The sequence below is a fragment of the Mesorhizobium sp. M0306 genome (assembly GCF_040321655.1).
Taxonomy (GTDB): Bacteria; Pseudomonadota; Alphaproteobacteria; order Rhizobiales; family Rhizobiaceae; genus Mesorhizobium.
Genome location: NZ_JAMYRY010000001.1, coordinates 425,797 through 449,162 on the forward strand (window position 1 = coordinate 425,797; position 23,366 = coordinate 449,162).

Consider the following 23,366-nt stretch of genomic DNA (forward strand, 5'->3'; position numbering starts at 1 on the left):
CAAGCGCCTTTTGGCGTTATCCGGGTCGTGCCACGCGTATGCTGTTTGACCCACTCGCTTTCTGTGCAACGGGACCGTGTTACAGCGGATCGACACCGCGTCGAAATTCCCTTATGAATGGGCCTCCGGGGCGCAATCCGCCTCTGAGCACTGTCGAGGTAGCTTTACGGACTCCACAAGCGCCCTCTTTGCCTTCTCCGGGTCCATCCCCGCGTAGACGTGCTGGCTGAGGTCTAGGCTCTTGGCCCGTTCGCTATCCGTATGCCCGACCACCCACGTGATGGTCCACTCGTCAAAACCCTCGGCCCCCGCAAGCATGGCATCACGTGCCTTGCGCATGAACCAGCGGCGAAACGAGTGAAAGTCCACGTTGCTCTTGGCCTTGTCGTTCGGCCGCTCATCGACCCCCACATCTCGGCGATAGCGGGTGAACCTCTTGGCGGCCGGATCGGAACGCGTCTCGCGTGACTTGGGGATGGGCGGCAGGTCTTCAAAGAGATAGTCGCTGTCCTTCTTTCCGGCGGTGCGGCGCTTGACGATCTCCACAAGGCCGCTGTGGATGGGCACCGTGCGGCGGGCATTGTCCGTCTTGCCGGCCCAGATGTTGAAGACGCCACCTTCGCAGTCGGAAACGTGAAGCTGGCAAATTTCCTCAATCCGCATACCGCTTAAGGCCCCCACTGGTATAAGGTCATCGAGCAGCGGGCCAGCATCGCCGCCAAGCAGCGTGGCCATCTCGGCATCAGTGAAGGGCCGCTTGCCTCGGTCTGGCTCAGCGTCGCGCCTTTGCCGGGGCCCTGCGGGAAGCGTCTGGCCCGCCCATGGGTTCTCACTGGGTGTGAGGTGTCCCTTGTCTCGCAGCCATGCCCAGTACTGCCGGATGAACCCGAGATATGCGGTGGCCTTCTGGTGACCCCTGCCGACCACCAGCGACTCAGCGATGAACCTGCCCGCTTCGGTGCGGCCAACCGCCTCCAGCGCGACGGGTCGATTGCTATCCCGGAGCCAATCTTCGAGCCACCCCAGCGCCCTGCGAAAGTCGCCCTCGGATTTCAATCGGTAGCCTTGGTGCTTCAGGAAGTCTTCAACGTGGTGGTCTAGCGGGGTCACCTTACCACTTGCGAGGTCATAGAAAGCCTTCGCCCGATCCTCTCCGTGAATGGCCTCAAGCTGGTAGGCCCGCAGCGTAATGGCCTCCTGCGCATTTTCATCTTGGTTGGCGAGACGCAGCCGCAGCGCTTCGGCCTCCACGGGGTCATTCGATCCCAGCGCCTTCTCTGCCGCCGCGATGATGCCTTTGAGCCGCGCAACGATAGGCCATTTGCGCTCATTGGCTTCCTTGAGGTCGGCCGTGTGGAGAGGATGAGTGAGCTTGCCACGACCTAGGATATCGCGAACCCTTGCCGGCACCTTCACGCGAACACGCCACTGTTGACCGTGCCATTCGAGATACTGTCTTGAGATAGCCATTCGGACCCCGGTGCCCCACGCTGGTGCCCCACAAGTGAGTCTCAGATGCGCAGAAGTCAAGGGCTGCAAGGGGTACGGGCCTATGGAGGAGAGTTTCCCGCTCTCTCCGCCAGCTAAATCACACCGGCTCGCCGAGCCTGAAGGGACACTGGACGGCGACTGCCGCTGCGATGCAGTATCTTGAGGCAGGCAGCGGGGGCGCGAAGGCTACTGAGCGGCTTTCATCTTCGCCGCACCCTTACTTCAGATCAGCCCACAACCAATCGGCCGCGCTTCACCAGAAGCACGGGCTTTGGTCGACTCGGCACTGTCGCCGCCCCGTCTAGCGCGGAACCGCTTGTATCCCCGAGACCGAGCGCTCTGTTTCGCCGGAGAACACCACGAAGGCAAAGATCAGCACGGCGACAGCGACAATCATTGAGCCGGTGGCGACAATCGGCTCGAGCGCCGGATTTCCCTGCAGCATTAGGTAAAGGGCCGGCAGCATCACGACCAGGCCGAGATTGTACACGCCGTAGTGGATCATCGCGCTCCTGCGGGCGGCCTTCGCCGGGTTCAACGCATAGTAGCCGCCGAATATTGCACTGGTGACCCATCCCAGCAGGTTGATGTGCGCGTGAGCCGGAAACGCGCCGTGATCGCCTGAAATTGCCATCTGCAGGCCAGCTGCAATTCCCAGAATTAGAAAGACGATGGCTGTCTTGAAAAAGAGTTCCGAAACCTTAGGCATGTCATTCCCCCAAACCGTTTTTGCCGCCGCATCATGCTTTGGTTCCAGCGACCTGCCAAGGGGACCGTCGGGCCTGCGGAACCATTTATCGCCGGCCTGACAGCCCATCGGCGGCCGGCCGCCGGGCCTGGCCGGTTCGCGAGACCAGCCGGCAAAAAATATGCACTCACGCTAATTTAATTGCAACATTACCCGCCAGGCTTCCATGTCGTTTCTCGCCCAGGGAAGTGTCCTGCACGATCTTGGTGCCATACGCGCCGAAGATCTGCCCGTCACTGTTGCAGCAAGGCCTCGCCAAACTTCTCCCACAGCTGTGCGCAATCTGTTGCTCTGAGGCTGGGGGTTCCGAGTGGGCCATATCTGATGACGGCGGCGTGAACATCATAGCCAACGATAGGTGCATTGGCGACAAAGTGGATAGCCTCGCCCAATCGGCGAGAGCCAATTGGCGCATCGGTTTTGTTGGTGATGTCGAAGACACCACAAATATCCACTTCCTGATTTCTGGCTGCCAACGCAGCTTCCATTACCTGTTCGTGCATCATCGAAATCTCTCCTAACGGTCTAAGTCTAAGAACTTGTGCCGGTCCGGCAGCTGACAACTGGCAAATCGAAGTGCCTTTTGCAGCATCTCGATTGGCTCTTGCTGCGAGCCACTCCGCCCGCTCCCGCGGCAAGCCGATAAGGCAACTGCCAGCGAAATCCGCAGGCACGTCCACGGTCGCATCAAACACGGCCCACGTGCCAGTCGGCTCCTGAACGGGCAAAAACCTCATAACAGCGCCTGCTAATATACTATGCCGACTGTGAGGACGGGACTTTTTTCCTGCATCAACTAAACGAATGAGAGCTGGTGTCGAAATGGCAGGCGACGCTCGTCGAAAACAAATCGTCGGCGACATCGCCAGAATCGAAGGTGCGCCTGAGCAGCGATCCGGCAGCATTCGGGGCTCGCCGACAGGGACAAGCACAAGATGCCGGAGACAAGCAGCCAAATGTTCATCCAGAACCGCGATTTCGTTGCGGATAGATGGTCTCGCCGCGCTTCAGCATCTCCACGAACGCCGCGATCTTCCTCTTGCGTCCGGCTTCGGTCTTCATGTTGTGGATGCGGAAGGCGAGCGCGAAGCGGTTTTGCCCGCTGAGCTTTGCCAGCATCTCTTTCGCCCTGGGCTCGGCGTCTATTGCCGCCTGGAGATCGTCGGGGATCTTCATCTCCTTACCGCTCTTGTAAGCGGGCGCCCAGCGGCCATCGGCCTTGGCTGCCTCGACTTGCTTCAGCCCGTGCTCGGTCATCCGGCCCTCCTCAATCAGCCGGGCGACATTGTCGACATTGATCTGGCTCCAGGTGCTCTTCTTGCCGCGCGGGGTGTAGCGCTGCAGGTAGCTTTTGCCGTCCAACGCCTTTCGCACCGCATCGATCCAGCCCCAGCACAACGCCACGTCGATGGCTTGCTTCGGCGTAATCGACGGCAGCCCCGAATCGAGCTTATGGATCTTGATCCAGACTTCGTCCTCGCTGTCGTGATGCTCGCCAAGCCAGGCATGGAAGCTTTCGGCATCCCTGAACTCGCGCACCTTGGCGGGGTCGACCTTGACAGGCGCCATCAGCCGGTCCGCCCGTGACGCAGGCGCGTAACGACGCCGAACCGCTTGCGGGCCGCGCGCGCGCTCATATCAGCTCCGACAACCGGGATCATGGTTCGCTCCCCTCAACGATGCGAATACGTAACCTAGACGATCTTTCTGCTTTCATCATCAAGAGCGTCTCCCTCCAGGTACCGCTCCAATGCCTCCATTGGCCACTGACACTGATCTTACTCGTACGGAACCGCTCGGCATTCCGCAGATTTATTTGCAACTTCTAATTTATCTGGATGCATGCTGAGAGCCTTCAATTAGGCCGCCACCCATTGCACTTGACGGTCTCTCGAGCTGTCTCTAGCCCGAACTGCTGCCGTCTCGGTCGATTTTCTAACGCAACCAAGCCTTTACCTTTCAGCCAGTTTGGAGTTGCCGCCGCGTCGCGTTCGTGGCCCGGTACAACCAGGGCGCTCAATGCGGCATTCGGCAACGGTCGCCTCACCGACCGTCAAGGCAACACCACCGTCAAGGCACACAGGAGATAACAATGGGCATTTTCGACAGTATCAAAGGTGCGATTTTCGGAAACGCGGTTGCGGCCGAAGCGCAGCCGGCGCAACCGTCTCCCGCGCCTGCTTCGAGCACGGCCACCCAGCCGACGGCGCCTACCCGATCCGTCCCGGCTGCAACCCCGGCCCCGGCAGCGCCGGCCGCGCCGTCCCCTGCTCCGGACATCGCTGCCATTCTCGACAAGGCGGTGGCCGCGAAGGGGCAAAAGCTCAACTGGAAGAATTCGATTGTCGATCTGATGAAGGCTCTGAATATCGACAGCAGCCTCGGCGCCCGCAAGGAGCTTGCTCACGAGCTGAACTACACCGGCGACATGAACGACACCGTAACGATGAATCTGTGGCTGCATGATGCACTGATGAAAAAGCTGGCCGAAAATGGCGGCAAGCTTCCGAGCGACCTGGCCGCCTAGGTCATAAGACAAGCAATTCCAGGAAAACGTGTGAACGGTTTTCCGTCCGGAATTGCGTCAAACAAAAAAACAGACCGGTTCGGCGTTTCCATGAAACGACGAACCGTCCTGGTCCTGCCCGCACCGTGGTTCTTGCTGCGCTGGCTTCGGCCGCAACCGAGCAGACCACACTGCCAAGCATCAGACTGCCAAGTAAATAAAATTTAGACCGATCCCGGCCGCTGGGATTGGGTCTATGGCGAAGTCGCATGGCACAAAAGCGCTGCCGCCTCGCGCCCGGATTGCCTCACGCAAACCGACGATTTTCGGTCGCTGCCCGCACGCTGGTAGGACCACCATTTCGCTGGCGAAACGCGACGTTCGGCGTATCATTCTCCCGGGAGAGGGTTCATGGTGGGAGGAAGCCAATGAACGTGGTGCAGAGGGTGCCTGTCGCCGACTTGACGGCCCAAGAGCTTGTTTCATCTGCGCTTTCACGGTTCGGTGCCGGCGACACCATATCGACGAGGGCGATGCTGGACATCCTTCGCAGGACGGCTCCGGCCTGCGGCAACAGTGACGACGATCTGGTCGAGCTTATCGTCATGACGGCCGTTGGTAGGACCATGGGCGTCGTGTTCGACCATCGCTCCTATTAGCAATCCGGAACGAATATCAGGCTGCAGGAGCAGTGGCGGGCGGTTGGCAGCGCCGCCAAAGAAGCCAGCCTGTTTGTGCGTGAAGGTCGGCCTGGCACCAAGCCCTTGCTTTGAGCAAAACCGCTGCTCATGCCGGGTCATGCCCGAGGGCGGTAATTGGGCGACACGCTCGAAGGAACTCGCTGAAATCTTGCCCGTTATGCTCTCGTTGAGATGAGGAGAGCTGCCATGGCCGACGACAAAACCAAGACCGACAGTCGCGACCGCTCACGAGTGGCGGGCGGCGAGGATTACGAGGTACGTCACTTCGCCGAGGAAGCGGGCATTACCCCGGATCAGGCACGCACGCTGATCAAGCGCCACGGCACCGACCGCAAGGTGCTGAACGAAATCGCCGAGAGCATAAGAGCGTCGTAATGGCTGACAAGAAAACCGCAACGGCCGACCGCAAGACGCGCGATGCGGACGAAAAGGAGGCTCTGCGTCTGGCCGAAACCACCGACGTTTCGCCGAAGCAGGCGAAGGATCTGATGCGCAAGCACGGCAAGGACAGCCCGAAGGTCGAGAAGGAGGCCAAGAACTTCAAGGCCGAGGGCTGAGCCGCCGAGCCGGTTGGACGCGCGGCACAGGGTTGTGGCCGCAATCCTCCAGCTTATCGGTTTTCTAACAAATTCGGCCTATCCCTTCCGCTATCGCGGCTCAGGGATGCCATATGCACGGGATATCTGGTGAGGCCAGGCCGTCGATAGACGACATACGGCATGTGAGGCTGGTGTTTTGCCTGCTGGCGGCGGTCGTGATGGCGGCGGCGCTCCTCGCCTTTGCCACCTCCCTCCTGCAGGATCCCGATAGCTGGTGGCACATCAAGGTCGGCATGGATATGCTGGCAAGCCGCACATTCCCCACCGTCGACATCTATTCCTACACTTTTGCCGGCCAGCCATGGATCGCCAAGGAATGGCTTAGCCAGGTTCTCCTTGCAATTGCCTTTGAAGCCGGCGGCTGGAACGGCGTGGTGCTGCTGGCGACTGCAGTAATCGCGCTGACGGCCTTCTTGACGTCGTGGTATCTCAGCGCGTGGTTGAAGCCGACGCTGGCGATAGGACTGACGCTGGTTCTCGCGCTGTTGATCGGGCCGATCTATGTCGCCCGGCCGCACATCTTTACCTTGCCCATCATCGTCGTCTGGACCGCCGGTCTTTTCGAAGCCGCACGCAACGAGAAAGCGCCGCCTTTGTGGCAGCTGGCGCTGCTTTGCCTGTGGGCCAATCTCCACGCCACCTTCACCTTCGGTTTCGTCATCGCCGCCTTCGCCGGCCTCGACCTCGTCATGCGCACGCGCTTGTCGAACCCCCGGCTGCTGGCCAAGTGGATCGCTTTCGGGCTGCTTTGCCCGCTGATCAGCCTGCTCAATCCCTATGGCGTCAAGGCCATACTCGCCACATTCACCGTGGCCTATGGCAATGAGGCGGTGCCTTACATTGCGGAGTGGCAGCCGTTCGACGCCTCGCGGCATACCCTCCAGGAGGTGGCCCTGCTGGTGGCGTTTTTCGGGCTGCTCGTGTCGAGATTGCGCATTGGCTGGGCCAAGGCGCTGTTCCTTGTCTTCACGTTGCACGTCTATCTCACCCACATACGGTTCATGTACCTGTTATTTCTTCTTGTCCCGGTCGTCCTTGCCGTCGAGGTCGCGCAACAATATCCAGCGCTTTCAGCCGCAAAATGGGCGGCTGAAAAGCGCGACGGACTCGAGCAATTTTTCGCGCGGCAATTTTCCAGGATTTGCGCTGGACTTGCCGTTTTGGTGGTTTCGGCGGCTGCGGCGTTCATGGCGTATCCGGTGGTGCCGAGCCAGAAGACCTCGGCGAGGGACGCGCTGGCATTCGCCCAAACCCATAAACTGTCGGGCAATCTGCTGAACTCCTACAATTTCGGCGGCACGCTGATTTTCCATGGCATCAGGACGTTTATCGACGGCCGCGCGGATCAGCTCTTCCTGAATGGCTTTACGGAAACGGATGAGCAGACTGGGCACAGCCGGGGCAAGCCGATCCTGAAAGCCCAACTCGAGAAATATACGGTAGGCTGGGCATTGTTGACCGCCGACGACAGCCGCATTCCGTTCTTCGAGGAACTGGGCTGGAAGCGGGCCTATGCGGACGATTACGCGGTGATCTATACCCGCCGCGACTGATCCCGGCAGCTTCGCGCGCCGGTGCGCACCTCCCTCCTGAAGCTGTGGTCAGTGCCGAGGCGGCGAAATCCTTATGGGATTTTGATTTCTTTGCTCCGCGTCCCGTCTCGAACCTTTATGGCACTTTGATCCATATTCGCCGAAGCGATGTATCCGGCCGCCGATGTGATGCGGCGACAGGCTCGGATAGTTTTGTCCAAGTTGAAAAGAACAAACACCAAGGAAAATGCACGATGGACATCGTTGTTGTCGGGATTGGAATCGCGTTCTTTGCTCTATGCTTCGGCTACATCAAAGCCTGCGACAAGCTGTAAGTTTAGGGGATCGCAACATGCTTTTCGACTATATCCTCGGCGGCGCCGTGACCTTGTTTCTTCTCGCTTACCTGACATACGCCCTCGTTCGCCCGGAACGCTTCTGATCTCCGCTGGCAAGGAGCCAACCCCATGACAATCAACGGATGGCTGCAGATCCTCGTCTATTGCGGGATCGTAGTTTTGCTGGCCAAGCCGCTCGGCGGCTACATGCATCGCGTTTTCAGCGGCGAGCGCACATTCCTATCGTCAATTCTGGCCCCGCTCGAGCGCGGGCTCTACCGCATATCAGGGACCAGCGAGCGCGAGGAGCAGCACTGGACCTCCTATGCGGCGGCCCTGCTGTTCTTTAACCTGGCCGGCTTCCTGGTGCTCTATTTGCTGCAACGGCTGCAAGGCGGCCTGCCCTACAATCCGGCCGGCATGACCGCCGTCGAACCTGGGCTGGCCTTCAACACCGCCGCCAGCTTCATGACCAACACCAACTGGCAGAACTACGGCGGCGAAAGCACGATGTCCTATCTCGTGCAGATGGCCGGCTTGACCGTGCAGAATTTTCTGTCGGCGGCGACCGGCATCGCCATTGCGGTCGCACTGATCCGCGGCTTTGCCAGGGCCTCAGGCAAATCCATCGGCAATTTCTGGGTCGATATGACCCGCTGCACGCTCTATCTGCTTTTGCCGTTCTGCATCGTCCTGACGCTCGTCTATGTCTATCTCGGCATGCCACAGACGCTCGCTGCCTACGTCAACGCGACGACGCTCGAAGGCGCGCAACAGACCATCGCGGTCGGGCCGGTCGCATCGCAGATCGCCATCAAGATGCTCGGCACCAATGGCGGCGGTTTCTTCAACGCCAATGCCGCGCATCCCTTCGAAAATCCCGATGCAATCTCCAACCTGATCCAGATGGTGACGATCTTTGCCCTCGGCGCGGCGCTGACCAATGTCTTCGGCCGCATGGTCGGCAACCAGCGCCAGGGCTGGGCAATTCTGTCGGCTATGGGCGTGCTGTTCATCGCCGGCGTTGCCGTCTGCTACTGGGCCGAGGCCGCCGGCAATCCTCTGGTCCATGCCCTCGGCATCGACGGCGGCAACATGGAGGGCAAGGAGAGCCGCTTCGGCATCGCCCTGTCGGCACTGTTTGCCGTCATCACCACAGCCGCGTCCTGCGGCGCGGTCAATGCCATGCATGACAGCTTCACCGCACTCGGCGGCATGATCCCCATCATCAACATGCAGCTCGGCGAGGTCATTGTCGGCGGCGTCGGCGCCGGCTTCTACGGTATCCTGATGTTCATCGTCATTGCCGTTTTCGTCGCCGGGTTGATGGTCGGACGCACGCCCGAATATCTCGGCAAGAAGATCGAGGCCAAGGAGGTCAAGATGGCTATGCTGGCCGTGCTCTGCCTGCCGCTGGCAATGCTGATCTTCACCGCTATCGCGGTGGTGCTGCCGACCGGCGTTGCTTCCATCGCCAACGCCGGTCCACACGGCTTCTCCGAGGTTCTCTATGCCTACACCTCGGCCGCGGCGAACAATGGCTCCGCCTTTGGCGGTCTCAGCGGCAACACGCCCTGGTACAACATAACGCTCGGCATCGGCATGCTGATGGGCCGCTTCCTGGTCATCATTCCGGCGTTGGCGATTGCTGGCTCGCTGGTTGCGAAGAAGACCGTCCCTGCCTCCGCCGGCACCTTTCCGACGGACGGTCCGCTGTTCGTCGGACTGCTGGCCGGTGTCATCCTGATCGTCGGTGGCTTGACCTTCTTCCCTGCCCTGGCGGTCGGACCGATCGTCGAGCACCTGGCGATGATTCACGGTCAGACATTCTGAAACGGCGATGCCCTGGTTCAAGATCATACCTCGAAAGGTCCGGCATCGCCCCGAGCCGGAGGGGGAGAAAACGCCCCCTCCTTTCCCGACGCTGTCCACATTCCTCGCTATTGCGGCAGCCTTGATCATGATCTGGCTGCTGGCTTACGGGCCGCCGCACCTTCGTTCGGCACACGATCGACCGGTCAACAACATCGACACTGGAGCCACCAAATGAGCCCGTCGAAATCCGTGAGCATCATGGATACCCGCATTCTGTGGCCCGCTATCGGCGGTTCCTTCAGAAAACTGAACCCGCGCACCTTGATGCGGAACCCGGTGATGTTCGTCGTCGCCGTCGTCTCGGCGCTCACCACCGTGCTGTTCGTCAAGGATCTCGTTACCGGCGGCGGCGATCTTGGCTTCACGCTGCAGATCATCATCTGGCTGTGGTTCACCGTGCTCTTCGCCAATTTCGCCGAAGCGGTGGCCGAAGGCCGCGGCAAGGCGCAGGCAGACTCGCTGCGCCGGGCGCGCACCGAGACGCAGGCCAAGCTGTTGAACGGTGGCGACCGCAGCAAGTTCAAACTGGTGCCCGGCACCAGCCTGAAGGTCGGCGACATCGTGCTGGTCGAAGCCGGCGACATCATCCCCTCGGACGGCGAGGTGGTCGAAGGCGTGGCTTCAGTAAACGAGGCGGCCATCACCGGCGAATCCGCACCGGTCATTCGCGAATCCGGAGGCGATCGTTCGGCGGTGACCGGCGGCACGCAGGTCTTGTCCGACTGGATCCGCGTGCGCATCACTGCGGCTGCCGGCCATACGTTCCTCGACCGCATGATCTCGTTGGTCGAGGGCGCCGAGCGCCAGAAGACACCCAACGAGATCGCGCTTAACATCCTGCTCGTCGGCATGACGCTGATCTTCGTGCTGGCGACGGCGACGATCCCGAGCTTCGCCTCGTATTCGGGCGGCTATATCTCGGTGACCGTGCTGGTCGCCCTGTTCGTTACCCTGATCCCGACCACAATTGGCGCCCTGCTGTCGGCCATCGGCATTGCCGGCATGGACCGCCTGGTGCGCTTCAACGTACTCGCCATGTCGGGCCGCGCCGTCGAGGCGGCCGGCGATGTCGACACGCTGCTGCTCGACAAGACCGGAACCATCACGCTGGGCAACCGTCAGGCGACGGCATTTCGTCCGGTCAAGGGCGTCACCGAACAGGAACTGGCCGACGCGGCCCAGCTTGCCTCGCTTGCCGACGAAACGCCGGAAGGCCGCTCGATCGTCGTCCTGGCGAAGGAAAAATACGCCATCCGCGCCCGCGACATGGCAAGCCTGCACGCGACTTTCGTGCCCTTCACCGCGCAAACCCGCATGAGCGGCGTCGATCTGGAAGGCTCCTCGGTCCGCAAGGGCGCAGTCGATGCGGTGCTTGCCCACGTCAACCTCTCGACCGTTGCCACAGGCAGTACGCGCCCCGGCAGCGACACCGTCCGCGACCTCCAGGGGATCGCCGCCGAGATCGCCAAATCGGGTGGCACCCCACTGGCGGTCGAGCGCGACGGGCGCCTGCTCGGCGTCGTCCATCTGAAGGACATCGTCAAGGGCGGCATCGCAGAACGCTTTGCCGAATTGCGCCGCATGGGCATCCGCACGGTGATGATCACCGGTGATAATCCGATGACCGCGGCGGCGATCGCGGCGGAAGCCGGCGTCGACGACTTCCTTGCCCAGGCGACGCCCGAGGACAAGTTGAAGCTGATCCGCGACGAGCAGGCCAAAGGCAAGCTGGTCGCGATGTGCGGCGATGGCACCAACGATGCGCCGGCCCTTGCGCAGGCCGATGTCGGCGTTGCCATGAACACCGGCACGGTCGCGGCGCGCGAGGCCGGCAACATGGTCGATCTTGACAGCGATCCGACCAAGCTGATCGAGATCGTCGAAATCGGCAAGGCGCTGCTGATGACGCGTGGTTCGCTGACCACCTTCTCCATCGCCAACGACGTGGCCAAGTATTTTGCCATCATCCCGGCAATATTCGCCGTCTTCTACATCGCCCCGGGCCAGACCGCCGGGCCGCTGCAAGCGCTCAACGTCATGCATCTGGCGACGCCGCAGAGCGCTATCCTCTCGGCCATCATCTTCAACGCGCTGATCATCATCGCGCTGATCCCGCTGTCGCTAAGGGGCGTCAAATACCGCGCGGTCGGCGCCGGTGCGCTGCTCAGCCGCAATCTCATTGTCTATGGTCTCGGCGGCGTCGTCGTCCCCTTCGTCGGCATCAAGGTGATCGACATGGCTATCACTGCTCTCGGTCTCGCATAAGGAACCACGTCGATGCTCAATCAAATCAGGCCCGCGATCGTCATGATCGTCTTCTTCACCGTTCTGACGGGTTTGGTCTATCCGATCGGCATGACCGGCATTGCCCAGGCGCTGTTTTCGCGCCAGGCCAATGGCAGCCTGATCGAGAAGGACGGCAAGCTCGTCGGTTCCGAGCTGATCGGCCAGGCCTTCACCAGCGACCGCTATTTCCATGGCCGTCCGTCGGCTGCCGGCGACGGCTACAATGCCGCCGCCTCGGGCGGCTCGAATCTCGGCCCAACCAACCCGAAGCTCATCGACCGTATCAAGAGCGACGCCGAAAAGTTGAGAGCAGAAAACCCGAACCAGCCGGTGCCGATGGATCTGGTCACCACGTCCGGCAGCGGGCTCGATCCGCATATCAGCCCCGATGCGGCCTATTTTCAGGTTGCCAGGGTGGCCAAGGCCAGGGGCGTCGATGAATCCAGGATCAAATCGGTTGTCGACAGCCAAGTCGAGGATCGCGAGTTGGGTTTCATCGGCGAGCCGGTGGTCAATGTGCTGGCCCTCAACCTTACGCTGGACGATGCGATGAAACAATGAAAGGCGGCGCCGGGATCGACACCGAAGCCGGCGCCGTTCATGATTGACCCTTATGCCAGACGACAGCCGCACCGCCGAAACCAGGCCGTCTCCCGACGCGCTGCTCGCGCATGCCGAGCGGGAGGAGCGCGGTCGCCTGAGGATATTTCTCGGCGCCGCCCCCGGTGTCGGCAAGACCTACGAGATGTTGATGTCGGGCCGCGCCAGGCTGGCCGACGGGGTCGACGTGGTGATCGGCATCGTCGAGACGCACGGCCGCAAGGAAACCCAGACGCTGGTCGAAGGCTACGAGGTCATTCCTCGCCTTGAGATCGATTATAAGGGGCGGATCCTCGAGGAGATGGATCTCGACGCCATCCTCGCCCGGCACCCGGCGCTGGTTCTGGTCGACGAACTCGCCCACACCAACGTCGCCGGCAGCCGTCACCCCAAGCGCTATCTCGACGTCCAGGAAATCCTGACGCACGGCATCGATGTCTACACGACACTGAACATCCAGCACGTCGAAAGCCTGAACGACGTCGTGGCGCAGATCACGCGCGTCAGGGTGCGCGAGACGGTTCCAGACTCGATCATCGACCAGGCCGACGACATCGAGATCATCGACCTCACCCCCGACGACCTGATCAAGCGGCTGGAGGAAGGCAAGGTCTACTTCCCCAACACCGCCCAGCGCGCCATCGAGAACTACTTCTCGCCGGGCAATCTGACGGCCCTCAGGGAGTTGGCGCTCCGCCGCACCGCCCAGCGTGTCGACGAGCAGTTGCTCAACCATATGCAGGCCCACGCGATCCCGGGACCGTGGGCGGCCGGAGAAAGGGTTCTCGTCTGCGTCGACGCACGTCCGGGCGGAGCGGCTCGCATCCGCTATGCACGCAGGCTGGCCGACCGGCTCCGCGCCCCCTGGACGGCGCTTCATGTGGACACCCCTCGCTCAGCCGCCATGCCCGAGGAGGACAAGGATCGGCTGGCGACGCAGCTGCGCCTTGCCGAGCAGCTCGGTGCCGAGGCGACGACCATTCCGGGTCAGAATGTCGCGCAAGACATCGTTCGCCACGCGACGGCGAACAACTTCACCCATATCGTGATCGGCAGGCCGACCCGATCGCGCTGGCGCGAATTGATCGAAGGCTCGCTCACCTATGATCTCATCCGCGACGCCGGCAACATCAGCGTCCATGTAATTTCGGGAACCGACCAGGGCACCGACGCACCCTCGAAAAATGTCAGCGCGGCAACCGAGCAGAAGCAGTTTCAGGTTAGGCCCCACCTGCTAGCCACAGCCTATGTCATGGGCTCCCTCGCCTTCAGCACTGTTCTCGACCAGTTTCTCGACGTTCGCAATCTGGCCATTGTCTTTTTGCTGGCGGTGCTCACATCGGCTGTAACGGGCGGGCTCTGGACAGCGTTGTACGCCTGTGTCGTCAGCGCCCTTGCATTCAACTACTTTTTCCTAGAGCCGCGCTACACACTGACGATCAGGGATCCGGAGAGCATCGTTGCGCTTGCCGTGTTCCTTGTTGTCGCCGTTATCGCCAGCAATCTGACGGCGCGGGTGCAGCGTCAGGCGATCGCCGCCAGCTCACGGGCGCGCGCCACGGAAGACATCTATCAGTTTTCAAAGAAGCTCGCCGGCGCCGGTACCCTGGACGACGTGCTATGGGCCACTGCCTTCCAGATCGCCTTGATGCTGAAGCTGCGCGTGGTGCTGCTTTTGCCGGAGGACGGCACAATCGCGGTCAAAGCCGGCTACCCACCCGACGACACGCTGGCCGAGGCCGACATCGCAGCAGCCCGCTGGGCGTGGGAGCATAACCGCGCCGCCGGGCGCGGCGCCGACACCCTGCCCGGAGCAAAACGCCTCTATCTGCCCCTGCGGACCGGACGCACGGCGGTGGGCGTTGTCGGCCTCGACAACGACAAGCAAGGTCCGCTGCTAACCCCCGAGCAACAGCGTCTGCTCGATGCGCTCGCCGACCAGGCGGCGGTCGCCATCGAGCGTATCCAGCTCGTCGCCGATGTTGACCGGGCCAAGCTTGCGGCCGAGGCAGACCGTCTGCGCTCGGCCTTGCTCACCTCCATTTCCCACGATTTGAAGACGCCGCTTGCCGCCATCATGGGCGCGGCCGGAACACTCAGGGAATTCGAGGCCGCACTTCCCGAGCAGGACCGGGCGGAACTGCTGTCGACCGTGCTTGATGAATCGGAAAGGCTGAACCGCTTCATCGCCAATCTGCTCGACATGACCAAGATAGAATCCGGCACGATGGAGCCGAATTATGCGTTCCACTATGTCGGCGACATTGTCGGCTCAGCCCTGCATCGGGCCCGCAAAATCGTCGGCGAGCACAAGACTGAGATCGATATCCCATCGGATCTGCCGATGTTGCGGCTCGACCCCGTTCTGTTCGAACAGGTGCTGTTCAACCTCCTCGACAACGCTGCAAAATACGCGCCGCCAGGTTCGACGATCCGCCTGCAAGCCTGGGCCGACCATGGCTTCGTCATCCTGCAGATCATGGATGAGGGACCAGGCATTCCGCCGGCGGATCTAGAGCGCGTGTTCGACACTTTCTACCGTGTGCGCAAGGGTGACCAGGTGCGTGCCGGCACCGGGCTCGGATTGTCGATTTGCCGTGGCTTCATCGAAGCGATGGGCGGGACTCTCTCGGCGGCAAACAGAACCGACCGCTCGGGTGCGGTTTTCACCATCAGGATGCAGGTGGTGCCGGCAGAGCTGCCCAACCTCGGCGAACCCGATGCAGGCCATCAGAATATGGACGATGTGGCATGACGAGCCTGGACGTCAGGATATTGGTGGTCGACGACGAACCGCCGATCCGAAAACTGCTTCGCGTCGGGCTCGGCAGCCAGGGCTATGCCATCAGCGAGGCGCCGAACGCCAACGTGGCGATCGAACTCATGGAGGCGGAAAAACCGGACCTGATCCTGCTCGATCTCGGACTGCCCGGCATGAGCGGTCATGATTTGCTGCGCAAATGGCGCGACGACGGCCTCGATATTCCCGTGGTCATCCTCTCCAGCCGCACCGACGAGGCCGGCATCGTCTCGGCCCTCGAACTCGGCGCCGACGATTATATCACCAAGCCGTTCGGTATGAACGAGCTTGTCGCACGCATCCGCGTAGCGCTTCGCCACAAGTTCCAGAAGCAGGGTGAGAGACCGGTGTTCGAAACCGGCGACCTCTCCGTCGATCTGGTGAAGCGCATCGTCAAGGTCGAGGACAGGGAGATAAAGCTCTCGCCGAAGGAATACGACATTCTTCGCACCTTGGTGCAGCACGCCGGCAAGGTTCTCACCCACCAGTTCCTGCTGAAGCAGGTCTGGGGCGATTCCACCGACGTTCAATATCTCAGAGTCTACGTCCGGCAGATCAGGCAAAAGATCGAAAAAACGCCCGACCAGCCCCGCTATATCACCACCGAGACCGGCGTCGGATACCGGCTGCGCGAAGTCGATTGACGCGACGGGCGTCCGAAGCCGAAATGCCTCTTCCAATCCGCTTCAAATCAGCGGCGGCCATGGCGTCGTCCGACAAAAGCCCTATATTGAGGCAAGAACGGATTTGTGCGGGAATGAACGGATGCCACGGCTTCTCCTACTGCAGTTTTTTGGGTCGGCAATGCTGACTGCGGCGATGCTGTGGGGCGTAAATCCTGCTGCATCGGCACAGGTCGTCAGCCCCGCCGATCGCAACGTGTTGATCCAGCAAGACCAGTTGCAGATGTTGGAGAACAGGCTGCGGCGGCAGCAATACCAGCAGCAGCAACAGCAGTACCGTGCCCAGGATCGCCAAATCCCAATACCGCAACGGCAGGAGGTACCGCAGATGAGGCCAACTTGCCAGTTGCTGCCGTCGGGGAGCGGCTTTGTCAGCACCTGCCGCTGACGACCGGCCCCTTTCATTTATTTAGCCGACTTATATACTGGGGAAACCGCTCCGCTTGCGCCCCATTGAGGGCGGCCGACTTTGCAACGCTGCCCTTGCCGTCTGGGCACCGCTTCGACTGGATTATCGAATGGCAGCCAGCAAGAAGAAGGTCGTACGCAAGGCAAGGAAGGGCGACGGGGTTCGCCAGGTCGCGGCGATTCCCTTTCGGCTGAACGAGCATGGCGATGTCGAGGTGATGCTGGTCACATCGCGAACGACGAGGCGCTTCATCGTACCGAAGGGCTGGCCGATGAAGGGCAAGAGCGGCCGCAAGGCAGCCACCATCGAAGCACAGGAAGAAGCCGGTGTTCTCGGCAAGACACTGAAACAGCCGGCCGGTACCTATCACTACTGGAAGCGGCTGGCGAACCGGTTCGTTCGCGTCGACGTCGTCGTCTATTTGCTGGAAGTAACCGAGGAACTTGCCAATTGGCAAGAAGCCGAGAGACGGCAGCGGGCATGGCTGACGCCGACCGACGCGGCGTTGCTGATCGACGAGCCGGATCTTTCGACGCTAGTGAGGAACATCAGGATTGCCGAACTGGAGCACAATCCCAAAAAGCAGAATCCGGCGTTCGGAAAAGATCACACTCGATAAAAGATGGGGGCCTGCCCCGACTGTGTGTGTCGGGATGGAATTGGTTCCAGCGCCCGCCGCCGTCTCTTGAACCGATGCCTCACTGACTGCCATCGTCTTCCTCGGGCAGAGGCCGCGCCGGCGTGCCGGTATAGGCCCACAGCCATTCGCGCGGCAGTGGCCCTTTGTTGCGGTCGCTTTCCTGCGACTGTTCCCACGCATGTGCGAGGATGCCGACCGAGCGCGACAGCACGAAAAGGCCGCGCGTCAGCGGCGGCGGGAAGCCGAGCTCGCCGTAGATGATGGCCGTCGCACCGTCTATATTGAGCGGGATTTTTTTGCCCTTGCGCCGCGCAACTTCCGCCTCGACCATCTCGGCGATGTCGGCGAAGCGCCCGCTGACGACGCCGCGCGCGGCAAAGTCGCGGGTCAGTTCGATGAGGCGCGGCGCCCGCGGGTCGACCGGGTGGAAGCGGTGGCCCAGCCCCGGCACATAGCCGTCTTCCCCAGCAAGGACACGATCAACCCGCGCCGACACCGCGTCCGCGAGCGGCACGCCGGCGTCCAGTTCGGCGGCGATGTCTCCGTAGAAGGAGAGCGCCTGTTCGCCGGCGCCTCCATGCACGTCGCCAAGCACGTTGACGGCCGACGCCATGGCGCTGTTGATGCCGACACCGCACGTGATCGCCATGCGGGCGATGGCGATGGACGGCGCCTGCGGCCCGTGGTCGACGGCGGCACCCAGCGCGATGCCAAGCAGCGCCGCCTGCTCCTCGCTTGGCAGTTCGCCGCGCAGCATCAGCCAGATCATTGCCGGAAAGCTGACGCGGCCGATCAGATTCTGGATTTCATAGCCGCGCAGCCGGATGACGCCGGGCCGCATCTCGATGATGCCGGTCTGCCACCATTCCTCGCCGCGCGCGCGGCCAGTCTTGTTTTCCGTGTCGCTCATGTCTTCTTTCCGTGCCGCTCATGCCTTCGCTCTTTTCTTGGCGCGTGGCGGCAGGTTGGCAAAAACCTCGTCCATATGCTCGCCCAGCCCCGGCGGCGGCCTGCTCGGCAAAGGTGCCTCGCCATCGACCATGAAGCCGCCGCGCACCACGGTCAGCGGCCTGTCCATGCCGGACACAGCCGGGAAGCGCGCCGTCATGCCGCGCTCGATCACCTGTCGCTCTTGCAGGACCTGCGGGATTGTCAGTACCCGGCCTGCCGGCAGGCCGGCGCGATTGAACGTCTCCTCCCAGGCGGCGGCCGAGCCGCTCGCCAAGGCATCCTCGATCAGCGCTTTCAATGCAATGCGGTTCTGCTTGCGCGTTTCTCGCTCGGCAAAGCGGACATCCGACGCCAGCTCCGGTCGACCGATCAACCGGCACAGTGTGACGAACTGCTCCTGCTTGTTGGCGGCGATGTTGAGCAAGCCGTCGCCGGTGCGAAACGCGCCAGACGGTGCGGCCGTCATGTTTTCATTGCCCATCGGCTGCGGCTCGACTTCCGCCGTTAGATAGTTCGACACCGGCCAGCCGAGCGCAGAAAGCGTGCATTCGAGCATCGAGACGTCGAGGAACGCGCCCTCGCCTGTCGTCTTCTGCTTGACCAATGCGGCGGTAATGGCGAATGCCCCGACCAGCCCGCCAAGCGTATCGGCGACGGGATAGCCGACACGCAGCGGCGCCGTTTCCGGTGTACCGGTGATGCTCATAATGCCGGAAAGACCCTGGATGATTTGGTCGTAGGCTGGATTGTCGCGCATCGGCCCGGTCTGGCCGAAGCCCGATATCGCACAATAGACAAGGCTTGGCCGGACCTCTTTCAGCCTGGCATGGCCAAGCCCCAGCCGGTCCATTACGCCGGGGCGGAAATTCTCGACCAGCGCGTCGGCCGAAGCGACCAGATCGAGAAAGCGTTCGCGGTCGGCCTCCTGCTTGAGATCGAGCGCCACCGAGCGTTTGCCGGCATTCTGCGCCAGGAACGAAGCGCCCATGCCCGCCCGGTTGAGCTCCGGAGAGGCGCCGAGCTGGCGCGCCAGATCACCGCCTTGCGGCGTCTCGACCTTGATGACGTCGGCCCCGAGCAACGCCAGCTGGTAGGCGCAATAGGGGCCGGCCAGCACATTGGTCAGGTCAAGGATGCGGATGCCGGAAAGCAGGTCTGTCATGACGTCACGAACAGCTCAGGCATCGCCCGGCACGTGCTCCGGTCCGCGCATGCGCCTGTGCTCGATGTAGGCCCAGATATGCGGTCCGACCAACCCGATGAAGGCCAGCGTCAGCAGCGTCAGCGACAGCGGATGCTTATAGAACACCGTCCAATCGCCGTTCGAGATGGTCATCGCGCGGCGGAACTGCGTTTCGGCAAGCGGCCCGAGAATCATGCCGATGATGACCGGCGCGGTCGGGAAATCGAAACGCCGCATCAGGAAGCCGGCTGCACCGAGCAGATAGAGGATGACGAGGTCGATCGGCGATTGCGAGATGCCGTAGGTGCCGACCGTGGCGAACACCAGGATGCCGGCATAGAGGTGCGGCGCCGGGATCTTCAGCAATCGCACCCAAAGCCCGATCAGCGGCAGGTTGAGGACGACGAGGATGACGTTGGCGATGAACAGGCTGGCGATCAGCCCCCACACCAGGTCGGCCTGCGTCGTCAGCAGCAGCGGCCCCGGATTGATACCGTAGCTCTGGAATGCCGACAGCATGATCGCGGCCGTCGCCGAGGTCGGCAGGCCGAGCGTCAGCATCGGCACCAGCACGCCGGCCGCGGATGCATTATTGGCCGCTTCCGGCCCGGCAACGCCCTCGATGGCGCCGACCGTGCCGAACTCCTCCTTGTGTCTGGAGAGTTTCTTCTCGATGGCATAGGAGAGGAAGGTCGGGATTTCGGCGCCGCCGGCCGGCATGGCGCCGATCGGGAAGCCGATCAGGGAGCCGCGCAGCCATGGCCTCCAGGAGCGCGACCATTCAGCCGCGGTCATATAGAGCGACCCTTTCAACGGCACGATGTCGTCCTTGCCGGCATAGCGGCGCGAGGCCATGTAAAGCGTCTCGCCAACGGCGAACAGGCCAACCGCGACGACGATGACGTCGACGCCGTCCAACAATTCGCTCATGCCGAAGGTGAAGCGCGGCTGCCCCGTCTGCAGATCGACGCCTATCATGCCGACGACGAAGCCGACGAACAGGCTGGTCAGGCCGCGCACCGACGACGAGCCGAGCACCGCCGAAACCGTGATGAAGGCCAGCACCATCAGCGAGAAATATTCGGCCGGACCGAAAGCCAGCGCGAATTTGACGACGATCGGCGCCAGGAAGGCAACGCCGATAGTGCCCAGCGTGCCAGCGACGAAGGAGCCGATCGCCGAGGTTGCCAAGGCCGCACCGCCGCGGCCGGAGCGGGCCATCCGGTTGCCTTCCAGCGCGGTGACGATAGTGGCGCTTTCGCCAGGCGTGTTGAGCAGGATCGATGTCGTCGAGCCGCCATACATGGCGCCGTAATAGATGCCGGCAAACAGGATGAACGACGCCTCCGGCGCCACCTGATAGGTTATCGGCAACAGCAGCGCGATGGTCAGTGCCGGCCCGAGGCCGGGCAGCACGCCGATCGCAGTCCCCAGCGTGGTGCCGACCAGGCACCATATGAGATTGATCGGCGAGAAGGCGACCGAAAATCCGTGCGCGAGATGGCCGAGCGTTTCCATGGCGTCAGCCCCTCAGCATGGCAACGACCGAATCGACGATCGCGTTCAGCTGGTTTTCGATGAAGCCGGCGCCGATATTGACGCCGAGTGCCCTGGCAAAGCCGAAATAGGCGGCCAGCGCCAGGATCAGACCGAGCAGCACGTCACGCAGCGGACGCCGGCTGCCGAAACCGTGGCAGATGAGAACGAACATGATGACAGATGCGGCGGTAAAGCCGAGCGGCTGGATCAGCACGAGGTTGGCGATCAGTCCGAGGGCGACGATGCCCATCGCCTTCCAGTCGGTCGGCGTCTCCTTTTCGTCCTCCGGCTGCCATCCGCCCCGCAAGGCGGCAATGATGAGCAGCAGCGACAGGATCACCATCCCGGTCATGGTGATGTAGGGAAAGACGGTCGGACCGACCTTGGAATAGAGCGGCGACACCGGGATTGCCAGCGTCTGCCAGGCAACCGCACCCGCACAGGCGAGGAGCCCAACGCCGATCAGCAGTTCGGGCACTGCAAGGCGCGGCGGCGCCTGCTGGTCGCTGGTGCTCATGATCGTCCTCCCAATGTCGGTCCCTTGGGGCCGGTTCTCCTTGGACCGGTCTCACTCGGCCGATCTCGGCGTAGTTTCACCTCCGGCGCCGCGTATGTCCATGCGGCTGGCGAAAGTCGGCAAGGGCCGGCGCAGGCCGCCCCTTGCCGAGAGCATCACGCCAGGCCGAGGTCCTTGAGGATCGTCCCGATGCGGGCCGTGTCTTCGGCGACGAATTTCGCATAGTCGTCACCGGTGAGCAGGATCTGCGTCCAGTTGCGGTTCTTGCATTCGGTCGCCCAGGCGTCGCTCTTGGCCATGGTCTCGATCAGCTTGATCATTGCTGCCTTGTCGGCGTCCGAGACGCCGGGCGGTGCGAAGACGCCGCGCCAGTTGAACAGCTCGACATCGATGCCGGCTTCCTTCATCGTCGGCGCATCGATCCCCTCCTGGCGTTTGTCCGCGGAGATGGCCAGTAACCGCAGCGCACCCGCCTTGACCTGTTCGGCGAACTCGCCATAGCCGGAGATGCCGGCCGCGACCTGGTTGCCGAGCAGCGCCGACAGCGCCTCGCCGCCGCCGGCAAACGGCACATAGGAGAGATTGGTGGCCGGAACACCGACGGTCTTGGCGATGAGGCCGAACAAGATGTGGTCCGAGCCGCCGGCCGAACCGCCAGCGACCGGAACCTGCGTCGGGTCAGCCTTGAGAGCAGCGACAAAGTTCGCGGCCGTCTTGAACGGCGAGGCGGCCGGCACGACAAGCGCCTCGAACTCGCCGGTGAGGCGGGCGATCGGCGTGACTTCGGTAAGGTTGTTAGCCGCCTTGTTGGCGATAATGGCGCCGACCATGACCATGCCGGCCACCATCAGCGCATTGCCCTTGCCGTTCCACTGGTTGACGAATTGCGGCAGGCCGACTGTACCGCCGGCGCCGCCGACATTGGTGATCTGCGAGCCGGAAATCAGCTTTTCGCTGCGCAGCACCTGGTCCATGGCACGCGCCGTCTGGTCCCAGCCGCCGCCCGGCGCCGCCGGCACGAAAATCTGCAGCTGGGGCGCGTCCTGCGCGAAGGCGGGGACAAAATGCGATACCGCGAGTCCGGCAGCACCTGCTGCCGCGGTGCTCATCAAGAATCGGCGTCTGTTCAGCATGGGATTCCTCCAAATCGCGACACCTCCTCCGGTGCCTGCCAGAAACGTGGCCTGACTTCAGACCCGCTCGATAAAATTCATGCAGAGTTTGCGTCCTCCTGTCAAAGACAGAACACGCTGCATGCGGCACAATTGGCCTGTGCGATTTTCAGGCTGGCGAACTCGACGCCCGACGACAACGTGGCAGGCAGAGGCCTGACAGCATCCGTCAGGGTTGCCGCTCGAGCAGAATGGTCGGCTTGTCTTGATAGACGGTTCGCAGCACTTCGCCATAACCGCATTTTGCCGCGACGTTCAGCGAGCCGGTGTTTTCCGGATCGATGATGCAGACGGTTTTCGCGGCGCCGAACGTCTCGTCGCCCCAGGCAAGCACCCGTGCGACGACTTCGCTGGCCAACCCCTGGCCATGCACGCCCGAAACCAGAGCCCATCCGGCCTCAGGAATGCCCTCGATGGACGGCGTCATGTCGCGTTTCAGGTCGTGAAAGCCGGCCTCGCCGATGAAGCGGCCGGTCGCCCTTTCCTCGATCGCCCAGAAGCCGTAGCCCAGAAGCGACCACAGGCCGGCATGGCGCAGGACGCGCATCCAGCTTTCCTCCCGTGTGCGCGGCTTGCCGCCGATAAAGCGGGTGATGACAGGATCGGCCCACATAGCGACATAGGCGTCGAAATCGTCCAGCCGATGCGGCCGCAGGACCGTGCGCGAGGTCTCAATCACTGGGGCGACAATTGTCTGCGGACTGGCCATGGTCATGTCTCGGTTGTGTTGCCGGTGCCCAATGCAGGTCTTCCAAAAGTGGGGACAGCGACATGCACGAGACGGGAAATCCAAATC

24 protein-coding genes are annotated in these 23,366 nt (G+C 62.2%); 14 read left to right on the top strand and 10 right to left on the bottom strand.

The genetic code is table 11. The features are described from left to right. Positions 1-111: 111 nt before the first annotated feature. The 4 genes from NKI95_RS02140 to NKI95_RS02155 all read right to left on the bottom strand — a co-directional run bounded on the left by NKI95_RS02140 (position 112) and on the right by NKI95_RS02155 (position 3,808). A complete protein-coding gene (locus NKI95_RS02140) occupies positions 112-1,470 on the bottom strand; it encodes a tyrosine-type recombinase/integrase (protein ID WP_352713734.1) in 1,359 nt (452 codons plus the stop codon). A 322-nt stretch (positions 1,471-1,792) separates the two neighbouring features. Continuing rightward, positions 1,793-2,200: a hypothetical protein gene (locus NKI95_RS02145; RefSeq protein ID WP_352713737.1), complete on the bottom strand. Its 408-nt coding sequence runs from the start codon at positions 2,198-2,200 to the stop codon at positions 1,793-1,795. A 272-nt stretch (positions 2,201-2,472) separates the two neighbouring features. Then, positions 2,473-2,745: a hypothetical protein gene (locus tag NKI95_RS02150; protein ID WP_352516899.1), complete on the bottom strand. Its 273-nt coding sequence runs from the start codon at positions 2,743-2,745 to the stop codon at positions 2,473-2,475. 454 nt (positions 2,746-3,199) lie between these two features. Next, positions 3,200-3,808 (bottom strand): YdeI/OmpD-associated family protein, encoded by a 609-nt coding sequence (locus tag NKI95_RS02155; RefSeq protein WP_352713740.1) that lies wholly within the window; start codon positions 3,806-3,808, stop codon positions 3,200-3,202. Between the two features lie 523 nt (positions 3,809-4,331). Here NKI95_RS02155 and NKI95_RS02160 point away from each other — a divergent pair. From NKI95_RS02160 to NKI95_RS02225, 14 genes are all read left to right on the top strand, one after another. Continuing rightward, positions 4,332-4,766, top strand: coding sequence for a DUF3597 domain-containing protein (locus tag NKI95_RS02160; RefSeq protein ID WP_352713743.1), 435 nt, complete (start codon positions 4,332-4,334; stop codon positions 4,764-4,766). Positions 4,767-5,173: 407 nt separating this feature from the next. Continuing rightward, on the top strand, positions 5,174-5,404 hold the full coding sequence (locus NKI95_RS02165) for a hypothetical protein (protein ID WP_352713745.1): 231 nt from the start codon (positions 5,174-5,176) through the stop codon (positions 5,402-5,404). A 228-nt stretch (positions 5,405-5,632) separates the two neighbouring features. Then, positions 5,633-5,821 carry a DUF3606 domain-containing protein gene (locus NKI95_RS02170; protein WP_292657372.1) on the top strand — a complete coding sequence of 63 codons (189 nt, stop codon included), beginning with the start codon at positions 5,633-5,635 and terminating at the stop codon, positions 5,819-5,821. Further along, positions 5,821-6,003, top strand: coding sequence for a hypothetical protein (locus tag NKI95_RS02175; protein ID WP_352516894.1), 183 nt, complete (start codon positions 5,821-5,823; stop codon positions 6,001-6,003). The genes NKI95_RS02170 and NKI95_RS02175 overlap by 1 nt, the downstream gene beginning before the upstream one ends. A 113-nt stretch (positions 6,004-6,116) precedes the next feature. Further along, positions 6,117-7,598 carry a hypothetical protein gene (locus NKI95_RS02180; RefSeq protein WP_352713748.1) on the top strand — a complete coding sequence of 494 codons (1,482 nt, stop codon included), beginning with the start codon at positions 6,117-6,119 and terminating at the stop codon, positions 7,596-7,598. A gap of 44 nt (positions 7,599-7,642) precedes the next feature. After that, complete coding sequence (locus tag NKI95_RS02185; RefSeq protein ID WP_352713751.1) at positions 7,643-7,912, top strand: hypothetical protein; 270 nt, start codon at positions 7,643-7,645, stop codon at positions 7,910-7,912. Positions 7,913-7,929: 17 nt separating this feature from the next. After that, positions 7,930-8,019: a K(+)-transporting ATPase subunit F gene (locus NKI95_RS02190; RefSeq protein WP_023675300.1), complete on the top strand. Its 90-nt coding sequence runs from the start codon at positions 7,930-7,932 to the stop codon at positions 8,017-8,019. A 25-nt stretch (positions 8,020-8,044) separates the two neighbouring features. Next, positions 8,045-9,748, top strand: a complete 1,704-nt coding sequence (gene kdpA, locus NKI95_RS02195; RefSeq protein ID WP_352713753.1) for a potassium-transporting ATPase subunit KdpA — start codon at positions 8,045-8,047, stop codon at positions 9,746-9,748. Positions 9,749-9,961: 213 nt separating this feature from the next. After that, complete coding sequence (gene kdpB, locus NKI95_RS02200) at positions 9,962-12,055, top strand: potassium-transporting ATPase subunit KdpB (protein ID WP_352713755.1); 2,094 nt, start codon at positions 9,962-9,964, stop codon at positions 12,053-12,055. A gap of 12 nt (positions 12,056-12,067) precedes the next feature. Then, entirely contained in the window at positions 12,068-12,637 is a 570-nt protein-coding gene (gene kdpC / locus NKI95_RS02205; RefSeq protein WP_352713758.1) for a potassium-transporting ATPase subunit KdpC, read from the top strand. A gap of 52 nt (positions 12,638-12,689) precedes the next feature. Next, on the top strand, positions 12,690-15,431 hold the full coding sequence (locus NKI95_RS02210; RefSeq protein WP_352713760.1) for a DUF4118 domain-containing protein: 2,742 nt from the start codon (positions 12,690-12,692) through the stop codon (positions 15,429-15,431). Beyond that, complete coding sequence (locus tag NKI95_RS02215; RefSeq protein ID WP_352713763.1) at positions 15,428-16,120, top strand: response regulator transcription factor; 693 nt, start codon at positions 15,428-15,430, stop codon at positions 16,118-16,120. The genes NKI95_RS02210 and NKI95_RS02215 overlap by 4 nt, the downstream gene beginning before the upstream one ends. A 121-nt stretch (positions 16,121-16,241) precedes the next feature. Beyond that, positions 16,242-16,547 (top strand): hypothetical protein, encoded by a 306-nt coding sequence (locus tag NKI95_RS02220; RefSeq protein WP_352713765.1) that lies wholly within the window; start codon positions 16,242-16,244, stop codon positions 16,545-16,547. Positions 16,548-16,677: 130 nt separating this feature from the next. Then, positions 16,678-17,187: an NUDIX hydrolase gene (locus NKI95_RS02225; protein WP_352713768.1), complete on the top strand. Its 510-nt coding sequence runs from the start codon at positions 16,678-16,680 to the stop codon at positions 17,185-17,187. Between the two features lie 79 nt (positions 17,188-17,266). Here the strand turns inward: NKI95_RS02225 and NKI95_RS02230 are convergent, their stop codons facing one another. From NKI95_RS02230 to NKI95_RS02255, 6 genes are all read right to left on the bottom strand, one after another. Continuing rightward, the gene (locus tag NKI95_RS02230) at positions 17,267-18,118 is read right to left on the bottom strand and encodes a citryl-CoA lyase (protein ID WP_352713771.1); all 852 of its coding nucleotides are present in this window, start codon (positions 18,116-18,118) and stop codon (positions 17,267-17,269) included. An 18-nt stretch (positions 18,119-18,136) separates the two neighbouring features. Continuing rightward, positions 18,137-19,321 carry a CaiB/BaiF CoA transferase family protein gene (locus NKI95_RS02235; RefSeq protein WP_352713773.1) on the bottom strand — a complete coding sequence of 395 codons (1,185 nt, stop codon included), beginning with the start codon at positions 19,319-19,321 and terminating at the stop codon, positions 18,137-18,139. 15 nt (positions 19,322-19,336) lie between these two features. Then, positions 19,337-20,860, bottom strand: a complete 1,524-nt coding sequence (locus NKI95_RS02240) for a tripartite tricarboxylate transporter permease (RefSeq protein WP_352713776.1) — start codon at positions 20,858-20,860, stop codon at positions 19,337-19,339. Positions 20,861-20,864: 4 nt separating this feature from the next. Continuing rightward, positions 20,865-21,398, bottom strand: a complete 534-nt coding sequence (locus NKI95_RS02245; protein ID WP_352713778.1) for a tripartite tricarboxylate transporter TctB family protein — start codon at positions 21,396-21,398, stop codon at positions 20,865-20,867. A gap of 155 nt (positions 21,399-21,553) precedes the next feature. After that, positions 21,554-22,531, bottom strand: coding sequence for a Bug family tripartite tricarboxylate transporter substrate binding protein (locus tag NKI95_RS02250; RefSeq protein WP_352713781.1), 978 nt, complete (start codon positions 22,529-22,531; stop codon positions 21,554-21,556). 208 nt (positions 22,532-22,739) lie between these two features. Beyond that, entirely contained in the window at positions 22,740-23,279 is a 540-nt protein-coding gene (locus NKI95_RS02255; RefSeq protein WP_352713784.1) for a GNAT family N-acetyltransferase, read from the bottom strand. Between the last annotated feature and the right edge of the window lie 87 nt (positions 23,280-23,366).

Bases quoted from the DNA above. Each gene is read 5' to 3' on its own strand.
- kdpA (WP_352713753.1), top strand. From the start codon at position 8,045: ATGACAATCAACGGATGGCTGCAGATCCTCGTCTATTGCGGGATCGTA.
- NKI95_RS02235 (WP_352713773.1), bottom strand. From the start codon at position 19,321: ATGACAGACCTGCTTTCCGGCATCCGCATCCTTGACCTGACCAATGTG.
- NKI95_RS02210 (WP_352713760.1), top strand. From the start codon at position 12,690: ATGCCAGACGACAGCCGCACCGCCGAAACCAGGCCGTCTCCCGACGCG.
- NKI95_RS02160 (WP_352713743.1), top strand. From the start codon at position 4,332: ATGGGCATTTTCGACAGTATCAAAGGTGCGATTTTCGGAAACGCGGTT.
- NKI95_RS02175 (WP_352516894.1), top strand. From the start codon at position 5,821: ATGGCTGACAAGAAAACCGCAACGGCCGACCGCAAGACGCGCGATGCG.
- NKI95_RS02230 (WP_352713771.1), bottom strand. From the start codon at position 18,118: ATGAGCGACACGGAAAACAAGACTGGCCGCGCGCGCGGCGAGGAATGG.
- NKI95_RS02180 (WP_352713748.1), top strand. From the start codon at position 6,117: ATGCACGGGATATCTGGTGAGGCCAGGCCGTCGATAGACGACATACGG.
- NKI95_RS02155 (WP_352713740.1), bottom strand. From the start codon at position 3,808: ATGGCGCCTGTCAAGGTCGACCCCGCCAAGGTGCGCGAGTTCAGGGAT.
- NKI95_RS02215 (WP_352713763.1), top strand. From the start codon at position 15,428: ATGACGAGCCTGGACGTCAGGATATTGGTGGTCGACGACGAACCGCCG.
- NKI95_RS02240 (WP_352713776.1), bottom strand. From the start codon at position 20,860: ATGGAAACGCTCGGCCATCTCGCGCACGGATTTTCGGTCGCCTTCTCG.
- NKI95_RS02165 (WP_352713745.1), top strand. From the start codon at position 5,174: ATGAACGTGGTGCAGAGGGTGCCTGTCGCCGACTTGACGGCCCAAGAG.
- NKI95_RS02190 (WP_023675300.1), top strand. From the start codon at position 7,930: ATGCTTTTCGACTATATCCTCGGCGGCGCCGTGACCTTGTTTCTTCTC.
- NKI95_RS02245 (WP_352713778.1), bottom strand. From the start codon at position 21,398: ATGAGCACCAGCGACCAGCAGGCGCCGCCGCGCCTTGCAGTGCCCGAA.
- kdpC (WP_352713758.1), top strand. From the start codon at position 12,068: ATGCTCAATCAAATCAGGCCCGCGATCGTCATGATCGTCTTCTTCACC.
- NKI95_RS02250 (WP_352713781.1), bottom strand. From the start codon at position 22,531: ATGCTGAACAGACGCCGATTCTTGATGAGCACCGCGGCAGCAGGTGCT.
- kdpB (WP_352713755.1), top strand. From the start codon at position 9,962: ATGAGCCCGTCGAAATCCGTGAGCATCATGGATACCCGCATTCTGTGG.
- NKI95_RS02255 (WP_352713784.1), bottom strand. From the start codon at position 23,279: ATGGCCAGTCCGCAGACAATTGTCGCCCCAGTGATTGAGACCTCGCGC.
- NKI95_RS02150 (WP_352516899.1), bottom strand. From the start codon at position 2,745: ATGATGCACGAACAGGTAATGGAAGCTGCGTTGGCAGCCAGAAATCAG.
- NKI95_RS02140 (WP_352713734.1), bottom strand. From the start codon at position 1,470: ATGGCTATCTCAAGACAGTATCTCGAATGGCACGGTCAACAGTGGCGT.
- NKI95_RS02220 (WP_352713765.1), top strand. From the start codon at position 16,242: ATGCCACGGCTTCTCCTACTGCAGTTTTTTGGGTCGGCAATGCTGACT.
- NKI95_RS02170 (WP_292657372.1), top strand. From the start codon at position 5,633: ATGGCCGACGACAAAACCAAGACCGACAGTCGCGACCGCTCACGAGTG.
- NKI95_RS02145 (WP_352713737.1), bottom strand. From the start codon at position 2,200: ATGCCTAAGGTTTCGGAACTCTTTTTCAAGACAGCCATCGTCTTTCTA.
- NKI95_RS02225 (WP_352713768.1), top strand. From the start codon at position 16,678: ATGGCAGCCAGCAAGAAGAAGGTCGTACGCAAGGCAAGGAAGGGCGAC.